The following is a 14,299-nucleotide window of genomic DNA, read 5'->3' on the forward strand; positions in this document are numbered from 1 at the left end:
GGGGGGTGTGGCACACCGGTCGCGACCCCTGCCCTCCGTTCCTGGGCGGGCTAGATCAGCCCACGCGACGGGCGGCCCCTCAAGAGGCGTACCCGATCAAGGGGTCGGGGTGTGCCAGGGCATGACGGGGCGGCGTTTGTCCGAGCCAGATCCGTGTCCGGGGCGGCTGTTCCACATCAAGAGCAGGTCGCGCACGAAGTAGCGGGCTCGCGGATACCAGTGCCGTGAGCCGCCAGCGGTGGGTGGCAGGGTGTCGGGCCTTTGGTCCTTGATCTGGGTGACGCTTCGGTCGTTGACGCCGATCAACCTGGCGAACCCGCCGAGGGTGACCTGCTTGTTCAGGTGTTCTTCCGCCACCTCGACGGGGTCGGGCCCCCGGGGCCGAAAGGGTTCGAGCTTGACCGGGTCATAGAGGTTGCTACCACCCCCACCGCCGTTGGCCGTGGCTCCCCGACGGGTCTGCTCGGGGGCAGGGAAACCGGGGTAGTAGCGAGGCATGACCTGAACGACGTAACTGTGGCTGTACCCGCACTGCTCGGCCCAGGCCTTGAGAGTAATCAGGTCACCGGTTCCCTTATCGGGCTCCACGAGGCCACCCTCTCGCTTCTCACTTCTCTTTGGCACTGTGCACAGGGACTGTATCGGCCCGTGCACCTCACGCCAGAGCACGGCGGCGGAGGACAGCCCAGGAAACAGATCAGGCGGCGCGGGAGAAGGTGATGATCTCCGTGCTGGTGTCGGTGAGCGGGCTGCGGTCCCAGTAGCCGTACTGGGCGCTCACCTCCAGCCCGGCCTCGGCGAGGAAGGCGTTCAGGCGATCTGCGTCCAGGAAGCGCAGGGTGCTGTGAATGACCTCGGGTTCGCCCCAACCCTCGACGCTGTAGTCGGAGGTGAAGGTGACCAGCTCGCCCGCCACCTCGCGCAGGCGGTGCACGCAGGTCGCCTTGAGCCCGCCGGGGCCGTCCACGGTGCGCACTCGCTCGGGGCTCCAGGCCTCCCAGCCACGTGCGGCGGGGTTGCGCGTCTCGAACACGAACCGTCCGTCCTCGGCCAGCAGGCGCCGAGCGGCGGTCAGGTTGGCGCGCACATCGTCGTCGGTGAGGAACACCTGGAAGGCGTGCCCGGACATGAAGATGAGATCGAACCCGCCTTCCTCCAGCGGTTCGGCTTCCCCGTCGTAGGGGCCCGAGACCAGGTCGCCCAGGGTCCACTCGACGTCGTCCCGGTCCTTGTTGGCCACGTCCAGCATCGCGTTGGCCGGGTCCAGACCCACCAGTCGTCCGGTGTGCCCGCGCTCGCGCGCCACCCGCAGGATCTTGCCGGTACCGCACCCCACGTCCAGGACGGAGCGGGAGTTCATGACGAGGTCGAGGTAGAAGTCGTCCTGTGGAGAGACCTGCCAATGGCTGAAATAGTCGTACAGCTCGGCCAGGTTCGGAACGGAGAAGTGTCGATCAACCATGAGGGCATTGTGGTTCCCCGGCCCCCTGAGGCCAACGGGTTTTCCGCCCTGAACCCCGTGCTTTGGCGCGGCCATGCGAACGGGCGGCACCACCGTAACGTGGTGGTGCCGCCGACTCACATGGTCGTTGGGTCTCATGCGATCTGGTACGTCACCCGCCTGGTGTCGATGAGCGTGGCTCCCTCGGGCAGCGGGGGCGCCTTCGCGTCGGCGATGAGGACACGCAGCCAGATGTCGCTCTTGTAGCCGTAGGGGTTGAGGCGGTCCAGCATCTCCCAGAACCCGTAGGGCAGCGGGGCGCAGGTGCAGGCGCAGCGCTGGTTCCGCAGGGTCGAGGCGAACGGGGAGATCAGACCGGCCAGCGGCATGCCGTCCTCGTCGGGCTCACCACCCTGGATGACCTGGACGACCTCGGTGTAGGCCTCGCTCGAGATGCAGGCAGCGGTAGATGACGCCATGAAGTCAGCTCCTTGCAGAGAGGAGTTGGCACCAGGTAGAGGTGCGCGACTGACTTCAGTATCGTTCTTGCGCGCAAAGATCTCAAGCTATTTTTGCTTGTGCGCAAAGATTTTTTCTAGACCAAGCTGGGTCTACGATCGAAACACCCAGACAGCAAAGAGAGCGGGGGTCCACGTGACTGCGAGCCAGTCGCCAGGCGTGCGTCGGCGTCGATTGTCGGCAGCACTCCGGAGATTGCGCGAGACGCGAGAGCTCACGGCCACAGAGGTGGCGAAGAGCATGGGATGGACCTCGGGAGCTCGGCTCACCCGCATCGAACGCAATGAGTGGAAGTTCCCCAAGCGCGACGAGATCGAGGCTCTGCTTGACCTCTACGGGGTGGAGGGTGACGACCGCGCGCATCTTCTCAGTCTGGCCGAGGAGGCTCGCGGGCGCAGCGATTGGCACAAATACGCTGACCTTTTTCCAGGGGCACTGCCTGACCTGGAAGCGGAAGCAGTCCGAATTCGGACATACGAGGTCGTTCTCATTCCCGGCTTGCTGCAAACGCCGGATTATGCCGCTGCTGTCTCCTTGGCCAGCCAAGTTGTTCCGCCCGAACAGATCGACCGCAAAGTGGAATCACGGATGGCTCGTAGAGCGGTACTGGACCTACCGCAAGGGCCACAGCTGACGGCAGTCATTGATGAGCCTGCGCTACGCAAGGTTGTGGGCTCGCACAGCATCATGGCAGAACAGCTGCGCTTCTTGATCGGGATGGCAGCGCACTACAAGGTGACACTGCTAGTGATCGCTGATGAATCCGGGGCTCACCCTGCAGTCGACGGTGCTTTCACCCTGTTCGATTTCCCTCGTCCAGAGCCGGGCATAGTCTCAATCCCTACTGTGGTGGAGGCGCTGTACGTTGAGGACGAAGATTACTTCGACAAGCACGCACTGATCTTTGACGCCGTCCAGAACCTGGCACTGGACCCGCAGAGGTCACTCGACCTCATCGGTTCCATCGCCGCCGAGCACGACAAGCGAGCCTGAACATGTTGCTGGAGTTCCGCAAGTCCTCCTACTCCACCAGCGGAGAGAACTGCGTGGAGATCGCGCCCATCCTCAACTTCCGGAAATCCTCCTACTCCACCGGTGGAGACAACTGTGTAGAGGTCGCCCAGGTGGCCCCTTCCTTCCGGAAGTCCTCCTATTCCTCTGGCGGAGAGAACTGTGTAGAGGTCGCGGACCTGCCCACCGGAGCTGCTATCCGTGACTCCAAGTACCCCCACCTGGGATTCCTCCCTGTCGGGGCCAGTGAGTGGACCACCTTCGCGCGGTTGGTCGCTGCTGAGGCACCCCGCTCCTGACTCTGAGCGCTGCTCGGTGGTGGGTCGATCCCCCAGCCCACCACCGGCCGCAGCCGGTAGGTTCGAGCGATGATCGCTCAGGTTCATGGAGAAGGCACACCACTCATCGTCATCCACGGGTTCGGGGTCGACCACCGGATTCTGCTCCCGCTCGAGGACATGCTCCAGGGGCGGTCCTGGAAGCGGATGTACCTGGACCTTCCGTGGGCCGAAGGCGCTGACGACACCGGGGAGCGGACTCCTGGCGAACTCGCCGACGCGGTCCTCGCCGAAGTCCGGGAGATCGTCGGCGAAGGCGACTTCGCCGTCGTGGGCAATTCGTTCGGTGCGATCATCGCCCGCCACGTCGCGCACGCGCTTCGTGCTCAGTGCCTTGGCCTGGCAACACTCGCCGGGGTCTTCCAGGCTGACCACACGCTGCGCCAGCTTCCGGAGCACCGGGTCATCCTCCACGACGCCGATGTCCTTGAGCGCGCTGGTGAGGCTCGGGATGAGTTCTCCGGGGTGGCGGTGGTGCACACCTCCGACGCCCTGGAGCGTTTCCAGCGATTCGTCCTTCCGGGCCTGCGCGGCGCGAACCAGCAGGTCCTGGAACGGATCGGCGCGCGCTACACGCAAGCGCCCGCGCCGGAGGCCGACGCTTCGGGACCCTTCGACGCCCCGTCGTTGCACCTCTTCGGCCGCCAGGACCAGGTGGTCGGGTCCGAGGACGGCCTTGCGCTGCGGAACCACTACACCCGCGGGAGCTTCGTCACCCTGGACTCCGCCGGGCACAACGCGCACCTCGAACAGCCCGAGGTGGTCGGGGCGCTCCTCCGTGACTGGCTCGACCGGGCCGACACGGCACGGCAGATGGCATCCACCGCCCTCCTGGGCGTGGAATGATCATCCGATGACCGCATTCCTCACCCCGGAACAGCTCGCCGAGCGCACCTCCGCCGCGGTGGCCGCCGCCGTCGCGGCCGGGCGCGAGCTCGGGCTCACGGTGACCGAGCCCCGCCTGCTGCACGACCTGTTCTCCGTGGTCGTGCACCTCGAACCCGCACCCGTGGTGGCCCGCGTCCCCACCGTCCTGCCCGACTCGGTGACCCCGGACGCCGTCTCCCGACGCCAGCGTTCGGAGCTGGACGTGACCCGGTGGTTGGCCGAGCAGGGCGTTCCGGTCCTGCCGCCCAGCCCGCTCGTTCCCCGCGAACCCGTCCAGCGCGACGGGTTCTCCATCACCTTCTGGGAGTACGTGGCGGAGAACCACGACAAGGAACCCGACTACGCGGCCAACGCCGAGAGCACCGCCACCCTGCACGCCGCCCTGCGCGACTACCCCGGCCAGCTGACGTTCCTGGGCGCGGCCGAACCGCACTCCCTCTCAGCCGGCCTCACCCAGTTGGAGAAGAGCCCCGACCTCATTTCCCCGCAGGACCTGGCACGCGCCCGCCGCGAATGGGAGGCACTGGAGCCGATCGCCAGCTCACAGGAGCAGTTCCAGAAGGCGTTCCCCGGCATCGACCTGCAGCCCGTCCACGGTGACTCCCCGCCCGCGAACATCTTCGCCGCCACGGACGGGGACCGCTACGCCGACTTCGAGCTGGTCTCCTACGGCCCGGTGGAGTGGGACCTGGCCGCGCTGGGCCCGGAGCTGGAGGCCGCCTACAACCGCGGCGCGCGCCGCAACGGTCAACGGGAGCTCGACGAGGACGTGCTGGCATTCGTGAACGCCGTGGGGATGCTGCGGGTGATCGCCACCCTCGAACTCGTCCCGAAGCTGCCGGCCCTGGCCGACTACCTGAACCCGGCCGTCGACCAGTGGCGCGCCGGCCCCTCCCGGCGCTGAACGGGGCACCGGCCGTGGAGGGCCCGGCGCGGCCGACCGCTCAGGCCGGGGAGTGCTCCCGGCTCATCAGTACCGGCGCGGTCAGGTCGTAGTAGTTCAGATTGGTCGTCTGCGCCTCCATCTGTCCCCAGAGCTCGGTGAACCCCTCGGGGACGGGCTGGCTCTCGCCCCGCCGGGCCTCGGCCTCGGAGGTGAAGCAGACGGCCTCGACGAACCCGCCCGGGTACCACACGCAGACGGAACCGATGATGTCGGGGCGCATCGGCATGAAGTCGTCGTTCATCTGCTGGGACAGCTGCCGTGCCCGCCCCTGGTCCTGGACCTGGCCCCGCATGAACTGCACGAACCCCGCCTGCATCAGGTCCCCGGAGCCGAAGCGGTCCACCACGGCGCTGTCGATGACCTCGGGGGTCCCCTCCAGACAGGTCAGCAGCGCCCTCCACCAGTCGCTCTGCTCGGGACGGTCGCTGTTGCGGCGCGCCTGCTCCTCGGACTCGAACAGCACCATCATGACGCTCTTGCCCTCTGCCGTCACGCCGCCGATGCCCATGAGCCATCCGTCGGCGCGCTCGGACTGCTCCTGGTGCCAGTGCCGCATGTGCTCGGTGTAGGCCGCCCGGTCCGACACCTTGGCTGCGATGAACTGCGCGAACATGGTTCTCACCCTTTGCGGTTGCTGATGTCTGCATCCTCCAACCGAGCTGGGAAACAGCGGTGCAATTGCGTGTCAGGGAACGTCCATGCCCGGACCGCGAGACCCGGCCAGGAGCGTGCGGCGGCAACACCACTCCCCTTCGTCCGAGACCTCCCGTGCCCGAACCCGCCTCTGGTTCGGGCACGGTCTGTTCCCCGAAAGCCTGTTGCCTGTTCACCCGGCCCTGGGGCAGCGTGGCCGACATGACCCCCTCTGTCGCACCAGCCGTCGCCCACCTGAGCGATCCGCACCTGACCACCGGCGCACTCGGCGCCGAACCCGCCAGGGGACTGCACCGGGCGCTCAGCCGGGTCCTGGCCCTGGACCCCCGACCCACCTGCGTGGTCATCACCGGAGACCTCACCGATCACGGCCGCGCTGACGAGTACGCCGCCCTGCGCGCGGTCATCGGTGACTTCCCGCTCCCCCTGCACCTGGCCGTCGGCAACCACGACGACCGCGAGGCCCTGAGTTCGGCTTTCTCGAGCAGCCCGCACCTGAGCGAGAACGGCGACACCCGCTATCTCGCGGAGTACCCCGAACTCACCGTCATCGTCCTGGACTCCCTCATCCCCGGCTCCGCCAAGGGGAAACTGGGCGCCGAACAGCTGGCCTGGTTGGACTCGGCCCTTGCCCAGCGCCCCCACGTCCCGGTCTTCGTTTGCGTGCACCACCCGCCCGCCCCTGTCGGCATCCCCTTCCTGGACGGCATGGGCCTCGACGACGGCCCAGCCCTGGAGGAGGTGGTCGCCCGCCACCCGAACGTCGTGCGGGTCCTGTCGGGCCACGTGCACCGGCCGACCGTCAGCGCCTTCGGCGCAAGCCTGCTGACGACCGCGCCCAGCACCTACCGGCAGAGCGGACTGGTCAGGAGCGCAAAGACCCCGATGGGTTACGTGCACGAACCCACCGGTTTCCTCCTGCACCAGCGAACCGGCCGAGGCTGGGTGACCCACACCGTCCAGGTCAGCCACACCAGCGGCCTGATCGGTCACTACTGAGCACGCACTGCTGAGCGGGGGCGGACGGGCGCAGCTGACCGAGGTGCTCCACCCTGCTCCCCTCGGCCCCGCGGACGCATCAGCTGAAGAAACCGGCGACGCCCCGCCCGACAGTGGCAGCGGTACGGCACCACTCCATGGCGGACTGCGCGGCCTCCAACACGTAGGGGTCGAGGTCGGACTTGGCTTCGTCCGTGACGGCCTCCCATTGTTCGAGGGCCTTCTGGCACTCCTCGAGACTCCACTCGCCGCACCCGGACTCGATGCCAGACGAAGGGATCGGCGAGGGAGGGCCTCCGTAGCTGAGTCCAGTGACGCTGACCGCGCTCACCCCCAGCTCCTTCAGCCCCTCGTCGACGGTTTCCAGCCAGCCGGCCCTCATCGGGGAGAAGTCGCTGTTGTCCAGGAACCGCCCGTGGAACTCGCAAATCCACTTGTAGGCGTACCCGTACATGAACCCGTACCGCTCGTCGAAGGGGCCGCCCTCGATGACAGCGCGGATCGCGTCGCGGATGCTGGGTCCGCCCTCGTCGGTGACGTGGTCGAACTGGGAGTCGTCGAAGTCCAGGTGCTGCTTGAACCGGCCGCCGATCATGCGGCGGAGTTTGTCGTCGTTGGAACCGACGGAGGCGTGCAGGACATCGAGGTCGACCACGTACGGCGTCAAAGCGAAACTCATGGGGGAACAGTATCGACGGCCTACGACATCGCAGCGCCAGCCGGTGAAGCGTTGGAGGAGGGCGTCCGCCAACCGTCAAGTGTCGACCGGGGCACCCCTGAGGGGCGGGTCAGGTCAGGGCGTGCCCGGTGGTGGCGTCCACGTGGTCGGGCACCTCCCCGTGCCGGTCGCCGACGGTCAGGGTCCCGGTGGGTTCGAACAGCAGGATCGACGCTCCGCCGTCGGACTCGGGGCGGTGTTCGGTGCCGCGCGGGACCACGAACGCCGAACCCTGTTCCAGGGTGACCGCCCGCTCCTCGGCACCGGCGTGCTCGCGGAGCCGGATCCGCAGGTCACCGGAGAGGAGCAGGAAGAACTCGTCGGTGTTCTCGTGGGCGTGCCAGATGTACTCGCCCCGGACCTTGACCACCCGCACGTCGTAGTCGTTGACGCGGGTGACCACGCGCGGGCTCCACAGCTGGTCGAAGGTGTCCAGCGCGGCTTGCAGGCTGATCGCTCGTTCGCTCATGCGTCCATCCTCGCGCTGGCTTCCGCCGCCGAGAAGTGCTAGGAATCGCATATGCCGCAAGAATCCTCGCACCGGGTGGCGCTGATCGTCGACGAGGGGTCCAACCCCTTCGAGATGAGCGTGGCCACCGAGCTCTTCGGTCTGCGTCGGCCCGAACTCGACCGCCCTTGGTACGAACTCACCGTGTGCTCACCGCGCCCCGAGGTCCGTGTCCACCTAGGTATGTTCACCATGTCCGGTCTGGCCGGGCTGGAGGCGGTGGCGGAGGCCGAGACGGTCATCGTGCCCAACCGCCCCGACCCCTGGGTGCCGCCCGCCCCCGAGGTGGTCGAGGCCGTGCGGCGCGCCTCCCTGCGGGGCGCACGCCTGGTCAGCTTCTGCAGCGGATCGTTCACCCTGGCGGCGGCCGGGGTCCTGGACGGGCGCCGCGCGGCCACGCATTGGCGGTTCGAGGAGCTGTTCTCCCGGATGTACCCGCTCGTGCGCCTGGAACAGGACGTGCTGTTCGTGGACGAGGGCGACGTGCTCACCGCCGCGGGCAGCGCCTCCGCACTGGACTTGGGCCTGCACCTGATCCGCCGCGACCACGGCGCGGAGGTGGCCAACACCGTCAGCCGACGGCTGGTGTTCAGCGGCCACCGCAGGGGCGGCCAGCGGCAGTTCGTCCCACAGGCCGTCCCGAAGACGGCGGACAGCTCCCTCGGACCGCTCCTGGAATGGGCCCGGGAACGACTGGACACCCCGCTCACCGTCGCCGACCTCGCCGCTCGGGTGGCGGTCAGCCAGGCGACCCTGCACCGCCGGTTCCGCGCCGAACTCGGCACGACCCCGCTGGCCTGGCTGCGTTCGGAGCGTGTGCTGCTGGCCTGCCGTCTGATCGAGGCGGGCCAGATGGGCTTCGACGCCATCGCCCGGATCAGCGGACTGGGCACCGGAGCCAACCTGCGGGCGAGCGTGCGGGCGCACACGGGCATCAGCCCGGCCCTGTACCGCGAGCGCTTTGGACCGCGAGCGGCGAACCAGGCGGGCAGCGGCGTTATTCCCGCGGGCTGAGGTTGTCCACAGACTCGAGGACCCCCTTCTCCCCCCGGCACACACTCCCTAGTGTGGAAAAGTGACCGATTCCGCGAGCACTCCCCAGCAAGCACACCCCTTCGACGTCGACGCCTTCCTCGCCCAACCCCTGGTCGCCCGGGTGGCTACTACCAACACCTCCGGGTCGCCCACGGTCAGACCGGTCTGGTTCCTGTGGGAGGAGAGTGTTCTGTGGTGGATCACCGGGGAGTACTCGGTCATGTCCAAGCACCTGGAACGCGATGCGCGCGCGGCCGTGGTGGTGGACACCTGCGACCTGGAGCGGATGGAGTTCCTGCAGGTGATCATGCGCGGCAGAGCCGAAGTGGTGCCCTTCGACCCGGTGTTGAGCAGACGCAAGCTCCGGCGCTACCTGGGCGATGACGAGAGCGCCTGGCACCCGGACTTCCAGTTCTACGCCGACGACGCCTGCCTGGTGCGCTTCACCCCCGAACGCACCGTGGCCAAGGACCTGTCCAAGTCCCTGCCCTGACCCGTCCTGAGCAACGACCGGCTCCCTGATCAGGGGGCCGGTGGAGTAGGCGGGCGATCTCGTGCAGGGAGGGTCTTTTCCGGGCTGCGGCCAGGAGGCGGGCGGCGTGGTTCAGCATGCGCTGGGTGCGTACCGAAGCCACCGCGTCTTGGTGAGGCAGAACGTCGTGCACCAGCACCTTCTCGGCCTCCGTCCAGGAGCGCGCCCTGGCAAGGGCGCACAGCAGGCTCGCCCGGTAGACGGCGGCCGAGCGGCCCTGCTGCGGTGTGCGCCGACAGGCTTCGGCGAAGTGTTCGGCGGCCCGACCCCAGGAACCGGTGTCGACGTGCGTCATGCCGTGGTGCCAGCTGATCTCCGCCCCGGTCAGCCACCAGGTCCAGGCCGGATCACCTGGTCGGGGACCGTCCAGGTGGCGCTCGCGGGTCTCGCGGATCAGGCGCCGAGCTCGGCGGTGTTCGCCCGTCTGCGCCGCGGCGCGGGCGGCGCGCAGGGTGAACAGGGTGGCCGTGCTCCCCCGTGCCCCGGGCAGGGCGCTCTCACAGATCCGCGCGGCCTCGACCGGCTGGCGCAGATGGACGTCCTGCATGGCCAGCTGGCTGAGTACGAAGTGCTCCATGGGCCGGTCCCCGGCCGCTCCGGCCAGGTGCAGGGCTCGCACGCTCATGCGTCGGGACAGGCCCTGGAGTTCGGAGTCGAAGGCGAGCCAACCGCAGATCTGGTGTGCCTCGGCGGCGGCTGCCAGGACATCCCGGTCGCCGCCGAACCTGGTTGTGGCGGTGCGGTGTGCTCGGGCAGCGGCCCGCACTGCAGTGCCCACCACGTCACGGGCGCCCAAACGGGTGTCCTGGTCGATGATCTGCGCGCTCACGGCCCGTACCCCGGCGACCGCGTCCTCGGCTCTGCTCTGACCGGGCCCCATCGACGACTCCTCCCCACCACGACTTGAACGGCTGCGACCTCGCCATCCTGGCACTGGGCTCTGCGGGGCCAAAGCCCAGAAGACCAAGAAAGGTTTGACCAACGCATGGTTGTCACCGGACGGAGCCGGGAGCACGGTAGTGGTACGAAGCTTTGAGGCGAGCCTGAGAGGAGCGCTGCCATCAGAAACCCCGGGTGCGCGCTACCCCGCCCCGGTGCCGCAGGTCTCGGTTCGGAGGAAGGTGATTCACGGTCACCCAAACCGCGATCCCCGCTTTCCCGTCCCAGCTTGATCCAGGAAAGCGGAAGACCGGCATCAGCCGGTAGATGGCAATGATTTCTCGGGCCCCAGCAGGAGCTGGGGCCCTCTCTCTGTGCCCTGACCGCGCCCTGGCTGTGCCCTCAAGACCCTGGCCCTGGAACCGCGGACGAACTCGCGGCGAAAACCGATTGACCTGCCCGGTCACCGGGTCGCTAACCTCGAACCGCTTCCCGAACCCTTGCGGGGAGACCCCGTGTAGAAGAAGTCCAGCGCACAAGGAGACCCGTGCCCGCCCCCGACCCGAACCGTCTGCACCCCACCACGCGCCCGGACCTGACCAACGTGGTCTTCCTCAAGGCGCAGGTCACCTCCGAGCTGATCGAGGTCGGCGAGTACACCTACTACGACGACGAGGGCAGCGGGATCCCGTTCGAGCAGGCGTGCGTGCTGTACAACTACGGTCCCCAACGCCTGGTGATCGGCCGGTTCAGCGCCATCGCCCCCGGGGTCACGATCCTCATGCCGGCGGGCAACCACCCCACCATCGGCCCCTCGACCTACCCGTTCACCATGTTCGGCGGGGAGTGGGCCGAACGCACCCTGGACACCTACCTGTCCGTCCCGGCCCCACCGGACACCCGGATCGGCAACGACGTGTGGATCGGCCGCGGCGCCACGATCATGCCGGGGGTGAGCATCGGCGACGGCGCGATCGTGGCCGCGCACAGCGTCGTGACCAAGGACGTGGAGCCCTACGCGCTGGTCGGCGGTAACCCCGCCCGCCAGATCCGGACCCGCTTCCCGCAGCGGGACGTGGCGCTGCTCCTGAGGGCCCGGTGGTGGGACTGGCCGGTCGAGGCCGTCACCGAGCACGCCGCCCTCATCATGGGCGGAACACCCGCTGACCTGGCCTCGATCGCCCGGGAAGTCCTCAAGGACTGAGGTGCCGCTGCGTGGTCCCGACGCGACACGGACCTATTCCCCGGTGACCCCGTCGATGCGTTCACGGAGCAGGTCCGCATGGCCGTTGTGGCGGGCGTACTCCTCGATCATGTGCACCAGGACCCAGCGGTGCGAGCAGTCCTGGCCGTGTCGCTGCCTCTTGCCGACCGCGTCCAGTTCCAGCCCCGCCGAGACCTGCCGGGCGTGCTCGATCTCGGACCGCCACAGCGCGAAGGCCTCCTCGACCGAGGCGGTGTCCGCGTGCAGGAAGTCACCGTCGGGTTCGTGGTCGGCCTTGATCGGGGAGCTGTACTCCTGGCCCTGGAGGATGACGCGGAACCACATGTGTTCCACGTAGGCCATGTGCCGGACCAGCCCCAGCAGGGACAGTGTCGAGGGCGGCGCGGACCGCTCACGCAGCTGTTCGTCACTCAGCCCCTGGCACTTGACCGCGAGGGTCTGGCGGTGCCAGTCCAGCCAGTTGTCGAGCATGGCGCGTTCGTCGGCGATGAAGGGCGGGTTGACCCGGGGGTCGCTGTCGTTGTGTGGCTCACTCATGAGCCGCGACCCTAGGCCCTCCGCTCATCCGGGGCAACGGATTTTGTGAGCTCGAAACCACCGCTCAGGCCGGGGTCAAGGGCTCGGGCGGGGTCCACCGGACCGCCCCCAAGGCCGACCGGACCAATGCCCGACCCGGAACCAGCCGAAAGGCCGAGTTGCGCAACCTCTGGCGCCAGCCACCGCCCAGGTCGCAGCCCACCCGCGCCATGACGCGGGCCATACGGGCGATCGACTGGCAGCGGGGGCGCCGCAGAGCGTCGAACTCGGCCAGGGCCCGCTCCAGGTCGGCCGCACCGGCCGGTCCGGCCAGACGGCCCAGCGTGGCGCCGTCCTCCAGGGCGGTGGCCGCGCCCTGGCCCATCGTGGGCAGTGCGCCGTGGGCAGCGTCCCCCACCAGCACCACCCGCCCCTGGGCGTAGCGCTCCGGGCCCTTCGGGAGGTGGTGGACGTCGTGGCGCATGAGCTGGTCGGAGGTGGTGGCACCGAGCAGGGCGACGATCTCGGGGGCCCAGTCGGCGAAGTGGGCGCGCGCCGCGGCGAGTTCGTCGGTGAAGACCGTCCGCTCGGGCTGTTGGATGTACCCGTACCAGTACACCTGGTGGGTGTTGACCTTCATCAGCCCGAACTCCGAGCCCGGCCCCCAGTACTCGACGAGTCGCCCGTCCAGTCCGGTGCCCTCCAGTGCGGCGGCGGGCACGACGGCGCGCCAGCTGGTGCTGCCGCTGTAGCGGGGGCTCACCCGGGGGTGGAGGGCCTGACGTACCGCGCTCCACATGCCGTCGGCCCCCACCACCAGGTCCGCCTCGGTCTCGCGCGCGTTCTGGCCCTGCTCGTTCTCGCCCTGCCCGGCCCAGGCCTGATCGGACTCGGTCCGTCCCCAGCTCACCACAGCGGGCTCGCCTCCCGCTCGCCCTGCCGAAACACCCCTCACCCGGGCCCCGTCCACCATTTCCACGCCCTGGTCCAGGGCGGCCCGGTACAGCATTTCGTGTAGCCGTCGGCGGTGGAACCCCCACACGGTGATGGCCCACCGCACTCGGGGGTCGTCGTCGGGGACGGTCAGGATGCGGCACCCGCGTGTGTCCACGAACCCCGTGCCCAGGGTGCGGTGGCCGGTCTCCTCGATCAGGGCGTCGCCGATGCCCAGGGCGTTCAGCGCCACGGCGCCGTTACGGGGCAGGGCCAAACCCGCACCCACCTCGGGTGTGGCGGAGCGCCGCTCCAGTACCTGGGTGCGCCAGCCCGCCCGTCTCAGGGCCACCGCGCTGGCCAGGCCCGCGATGCCCCCGCCGACGACCACCGCTGTGCGTTCACGCATGGCTTTCCCGCTTTCTCCCGAGGCGGCGGTTCAACTCCGACCACCCTCATTCAATACGATAGTAGTGGCAAGGGTTCGGGTCCTATAATCGCCCCATGCCACCCGCCAACCCGCAACGCCGCCGTGCCCTGGCGGACGCGGCCGTCGCACTCCTGGCCGAGCAGGGGGCACACGGGCTGACCCACCGCGCCGTCGAAACACGCGCGGGCGTGCCCGCCGGGACCGCCACCAACTACTTCCGCAACCGCGAGAAGCTCCTCATCGCGGCCGCCGAACGGATCGTCAGCCTCCATCTGACCGAAGCGGCCCAGGTCACCGCGGAAGCGGAGGCCGCTACCCAGGCGGCCCCCGCCAACGCTTCGCCCCAGGGCCGCGAGGACATGGTCCGTGCCATGGTGGAACTGCTCACCGCATCCCTGTGGGCCGCGGTGACCACCCTGCGCGAGCGCTACCTGGCGATCTTCGAACTCCAACTGGAGGCGCGCCGCCGCCCCGCGCTGGCCGCCGCCCTGGCGGGGCTCACCGAAACCGCCTTCGCCAGCACCGCGCAGCTGCACGAGGACCTGGGCACCGGGGCCTCCCCTGAGGAGATCGGCACCCTCATCACCCTGTACGGCGGCGCCCTGTTCACCCTCACCATGAGCCCGGCCGAACTCCTCGACAGGTCCTCCGTGCGCGCTCTGGTCGAGGCGATGGTGCGCGGCGCTCTGGCCACCCGCTGACACCACCCGCTCGCCCCGATGCCGGC

General features: G+C 68.8%; 18 protein-coding genes. 9 read left to right on the forward strand and 9 right to left on the reverse strand.

All coding sequences use genetic code 11. The features are described 5' to 3' along the window. Nucleotides 1-96: 96 nt before the first annotated feature. From HNR07_RS07435 to HNR07_RS07445, 3 genes are all read right to left on the reverse strand, one after another. On the reverse strand, nucleotides 97-588 hold the full coding sequence (locus tag HNR07_RS07435) for a hypothetical protein (protein WP_184363672.1): 492 nt from the start codon (nucleotides 586-588) through the stop codon (nucleotides 97-99). Nucleotides 589-697: 109 nt separating this feature from the next. Next, a complete protein-coding gene (locus HNR07_RS07440) occupies nucleotides 698-1,462 on the reverse strand; it encodes a class I SAM-dependent DNA methyltransferase (protein ID WP_184363675.1) in 765 nt (254 codons plus the stop codon). A gap of 134 nt (nucleotides 1,463-1,596) precedes the next feature. Beyond that, entirely contained in the window at nucleotides 1,597-1,920 is a 324-nt protein-coding gene (locus HNR07_RS07445; protein WP_184363678.1) for a hypothetical protein, read from the reverse strand. A 175-nt stretch (nucleotides 1,921-2,095) separates the two neighbouring features. On the opposite strand from HNR07_RS07445, the gene HNR07_RS07450 reads away from it, so the two are divergent. The 4 genes from HNR07_RS07450 to HNR07_RS07465 all read left to right on the forward strand — a co-directional run bounded on the left by HNR07_RS07450 (nucleotide 2,096) and on the right by HNR07_RS07465 (nucleotide 5,101). Continuing rightward, a complete protein-coding gene (locus tag HNR07_RS07450) occupies nucleotides 2,096-2,953 on the forward strand; it encodes a helix-turn-helix domain-containing protein (protein WP_376769972.1) in 858 nt (285 codons plus the stop codon). Between the two features lie 2 nt (nucleotides 2,954-2,955). Beyond that, a complete protein-coding gene (locus HNR07_RS07455) occupies nucleotides 2,956-3,270 on the forward strand; it encodes a DUF397 domain-containing protein (protein WP_184363681.1) in 315 nt (104 codons plus the stop codon). Nucleotides 3,271-3,339: 69 nt separating this feature from the next. Next, nucleotides 3,340-4,155 carry an alpha/beta fold hydrolase gene (locus HNR07_RS07460; RefSeq protein WP_184363684.1) on the forward strand — a complete coding sequence of 272 codons (816 nt, stop codon included), beginning with the start codon at nucleotides 3,340-3,342 and terminating at the stop codon, nucleotides 4,153-4,155. A gap of 7 nt (nucleotides 4,156-4,162) precedes the next feature. Next, entirely contained in the window at nucleotides 4,163-5,101 is a 939-nt protein-coding gene (locus HNR07_RS07465; protein WP_184363687.1) for a phosphotransferase, read from the forward strand. A 40-nt stretch (nucleotides 5,102-5,141) separates the two neighbouring features. On the opposite strand, the gene HNR07_RS07470 is transcribed toward HNR07_RS07465, so the two are convergent. After that, entirely contained in the window at nucleotides 5,142-5,756 is a 615-nt protein-coding gene (locus HNR07_RS07470; RefSeq protein WP_184363690.1) for a hypothetical protein, read from the reverse strand. A 242-nt stretch (nucleotides 5,757-5,998) separates the two neighbouring features. On the opposite strand from HNR07_RS07470, the gene HNR07_RS07475 reads away from it, so the two are divergent. After that, nucleotides 5,999-6,796, forward strand: coding sequence for a phosphodiesterase (locus HNR07_RS07475; RefSeq protein WP_184363693.1), 798 nt, complete (start codon nucleotides 5,999-6,001; stop codon nucleotides 6,794-6,796). 79 nt (nucleotides 6,797-6,875) lie between these two features. Here the strand turns inward: HNR07_RS07475 and HNR07_RS07480 are convergent, their stop codons facing one another. Next, the gene (locus HNR07_RS07480) at nucleotides 6,876-7,475 is read right to left on the reverse strand and encodes a DUF7691 family protein (protein ID WP_184363696.1); all 600 of its coding nucleotides are present in this window, start codon (nucleotides 7,473-7,475) and stop codon (nucleotides 6,876-6,878) included. Between the two features lie 109 nt (nucleotides 7,476-7,584). Continuing rightward, complete coding sequence (locus tag HNR07_RS07485) at nucleotides 7,585-7,983, reverse strand: cupin domain-containing protein (RefSeq protein ID WP_184363700.1); 399 nt, start codon at nucleotides 7,981-7,983, stop codon at nucleotides 7,585-7,587. Nucleotides 7,984-8,034: 51 nt separating this feature from the next. Between HNR07_RS07485 and HNR07_RS07490 the strand changes: the two genes are divergently transcribed. Both HNR07_RS07490 and HNR07_RS07495 read left to right on the forward strand, forming a co-directional pair. Further along, nucleotides 8,035-9,036 carry a helix-turn-helix domain-containing protein gene (locus tag HNR07_RS07490; RefSeq protein WP_184363703.1) on the forward strand — a complete coding sequence of 334 codons (1,002 nt, stop codon included), beginning with the start codon at nucleotides 8,035-8,037 and terminating at the stop codon, nucleotides 9,034-9,036. A gap of 61 nt (nucleotides 9,037-9,097) precedes the next feature. Beyond that, nucleotides 9,098-9,550 (forward strand): pyridoxamine 5'-phosphate oxidase family protein, encoded by a 453-nt coding sequence (locus HNR07_RS07495; protein WP_184363707.1) that lies wholly within the window; start codon nucleotides 9,098-9,100, stop codon nucleotides 9,548-9,550. Here the strand turns inward: HNR07_RS07495 and HNR07_RS07500 are convergent. Then, nucleotides 9,501-10,469 carry a DNA-binding protein gene (locus HNR07_RS07500; protein ID WP_246420180.1) on the reverse strand — a complete coding sequence of 323 codons (969 nt, stop codon included), beginning with the start codon at nucleotides 10,467-10,469 and terminating at the stop codon, nucleotides 9,501-9,503. The two genes, HNR07_RS07495 and HNR07_RS07500, sit on opposite strands and share 50 nt — an antisense overlap. Nucleotides 10,470-11,015: 546 nt before the next feature. Between HNR07_RS07500 and HNR07_RS35500 the strand changes: the two genes are divergently transcribed. Next, complete coding sequence (locus tag HNR07_RS35500; RefSeq protein ID WP_312893656.1) at nucleotides 11,016-11,672, forward strand: CatB-related O-acetyltransferase; 657 nt, start codon at nucleotides 11,016-11,018, stop codon at nucleotides 11,670-11,672. Nucleotides 11,673-11,705: 33 nt separating this feature from the next. Here the strand turns inward: HNR07_RS35500 and HNR07_RS07510 are convergent, their stop codons facing one another. Continuing rightward, entirely contained in the window at nucleotides 11,706-12,230 is a 525-nt protein-coding gene (locus HNR07_RS07510; RefSeq protein WP_246420181.1) for a DinB family protein, read from the reverse strand. A 64-nt stretch (nucleotides 12,231-12,294) separates the two neighbouring features. Continuing rightward, complete coding sequence (locus tag HNR07_RS07515; RefSeq protein ID WP_184363710.1) at nucleotides 12,295-13,551, reverse strand: FAD-dependent monooxygenase; 1,257 nt, start codon at nucleotides 13,549-13,551, stop codon at nucleotides 12,295-12,297. Between the two features lie 95 nt (nucleotides 13,552-13,646). On the opposite strand from HNR07_RS07515, the gene HNR07_RS07520 reads away from it, so the two are divergent. Continuing rightward, on the forward strand, nucleotides 13,647-14,273 hold the full coding sequence (locus tag HNR07_RS07520) for a TetR/AcrR family transcriptional regulator (protein ID WP_184363713.1): 627 nt from the start codon (nucleotides 13,647-13,649) through the stop codon (nucleotides 14,271-14,273). Nucleotides 14,274-14,299 lie beyond the last annotated feature (26 nt).

Source organism: Nocardiopsis metallicus, assembly GCF_014201115.1.
GTDB lineage: Bacteria > Actinomycetota > Actinomycetes > Streptosporangiales > Streptosporangiaceae > Nocardiopsis > Nocardiopsis metallicus.

Coding starts and splice junctions, on each gene's coding strand:
- HNR07_RS07440 (WP_184363675.1), bottom strand. CDS start 1,462: ATGGTTGATCGACACTTCTCCGTTCCGAACCTGGCCGAGCTGTACGAC.
- HNR07_RS07445 (WP_184363678.1), bottom strand. CDS start 1,920: ATGGCGTCATCTACCGCTGCCTGCATCTCGAGCGAGGCCTACACCGAG.
- HNR07_RS07455 (WP_184363681.1), top strand. CDS start 2,956: ATGTTGCTGGAGTTCCGCAAGTCCTCCTACTCCACCAGCGGAGAGAAC.
- HNR07_RS07460 (WP_184363684.1), top strand. CDS start 3,340: ATGATCGCTCAGGTTCATGGAGAAGGCACACCACTCATCGTCATCCAC.
- HNR07_RS07465 (WP_184363687.1), top strand. CDS start 4,163: ATGACCGCATTCCTCACCCCGGAACAGCTCGCCGAGCGCACCTCCGCC.
- HNR07_RS07470 (WP_184363690.1), bottom strand. CDS start 5,756: ATGTTCGCGCAGTTCATCGCAGCCAAGGTGTCGGACCGGGCGGCCTAC.
- HNR07_RS07475 (WP_184363693.1), top strand. CDS start 5,999: ATGACCCCCTCTGTCGCACCAGCCGTCGCCCACCTGAGCGATCCGCAC.
- HNR07_RS07480 (WP_184363696.1), bottom strand. CDS start 7,475: ATGAGTTTCGCTTTGACGCCGTACGTGGTCGACCTCGATGTCCTGCAC.
- HNR07_RS07485 (WP_184363700.1), bottom strand. CDS start 7,983: ATGAGCGAACGAGCGATCAGCCTGCAAGCCGCGCTGGACACCTTCGAC.
- HNR07_RS07490 (WP_184363703.1), top strand. CDS start 8,035: ATGCCGCAAGAATCCTCGCACCGGGTGGCGCTGATCGTCGACGAGGGG.
- HNR07_RS07500 (WP_246420180.1), bottom strand. CDS start 10,469: ATGGGGCCCGGTCAGAGCAGAGCCGAGGACGCGGTCGCCGGGGTACGG.
- HNR07_RS07510 (WP_246420181.1), bottom strand. CDS start 12,230: ATGAGTGAGCCACACAACGACAGCGACCCCCGGGTCAACCCGCCCTTC.
- HNR07_RS07515 (WP_184363710.1), bottom strand. CDS start 13,551: ATGCGTGAACGCACAGCGGTGGTCGTCGGCGGGGGCATCGCGGGCCTG.
- HNR07_RS07520 (WP_184363713.1), top strand. CDS start 13,647: ATGCCACCCGCCAACCCGCAACGCCGCCGTGCCCTGGCGGACGCGGCC.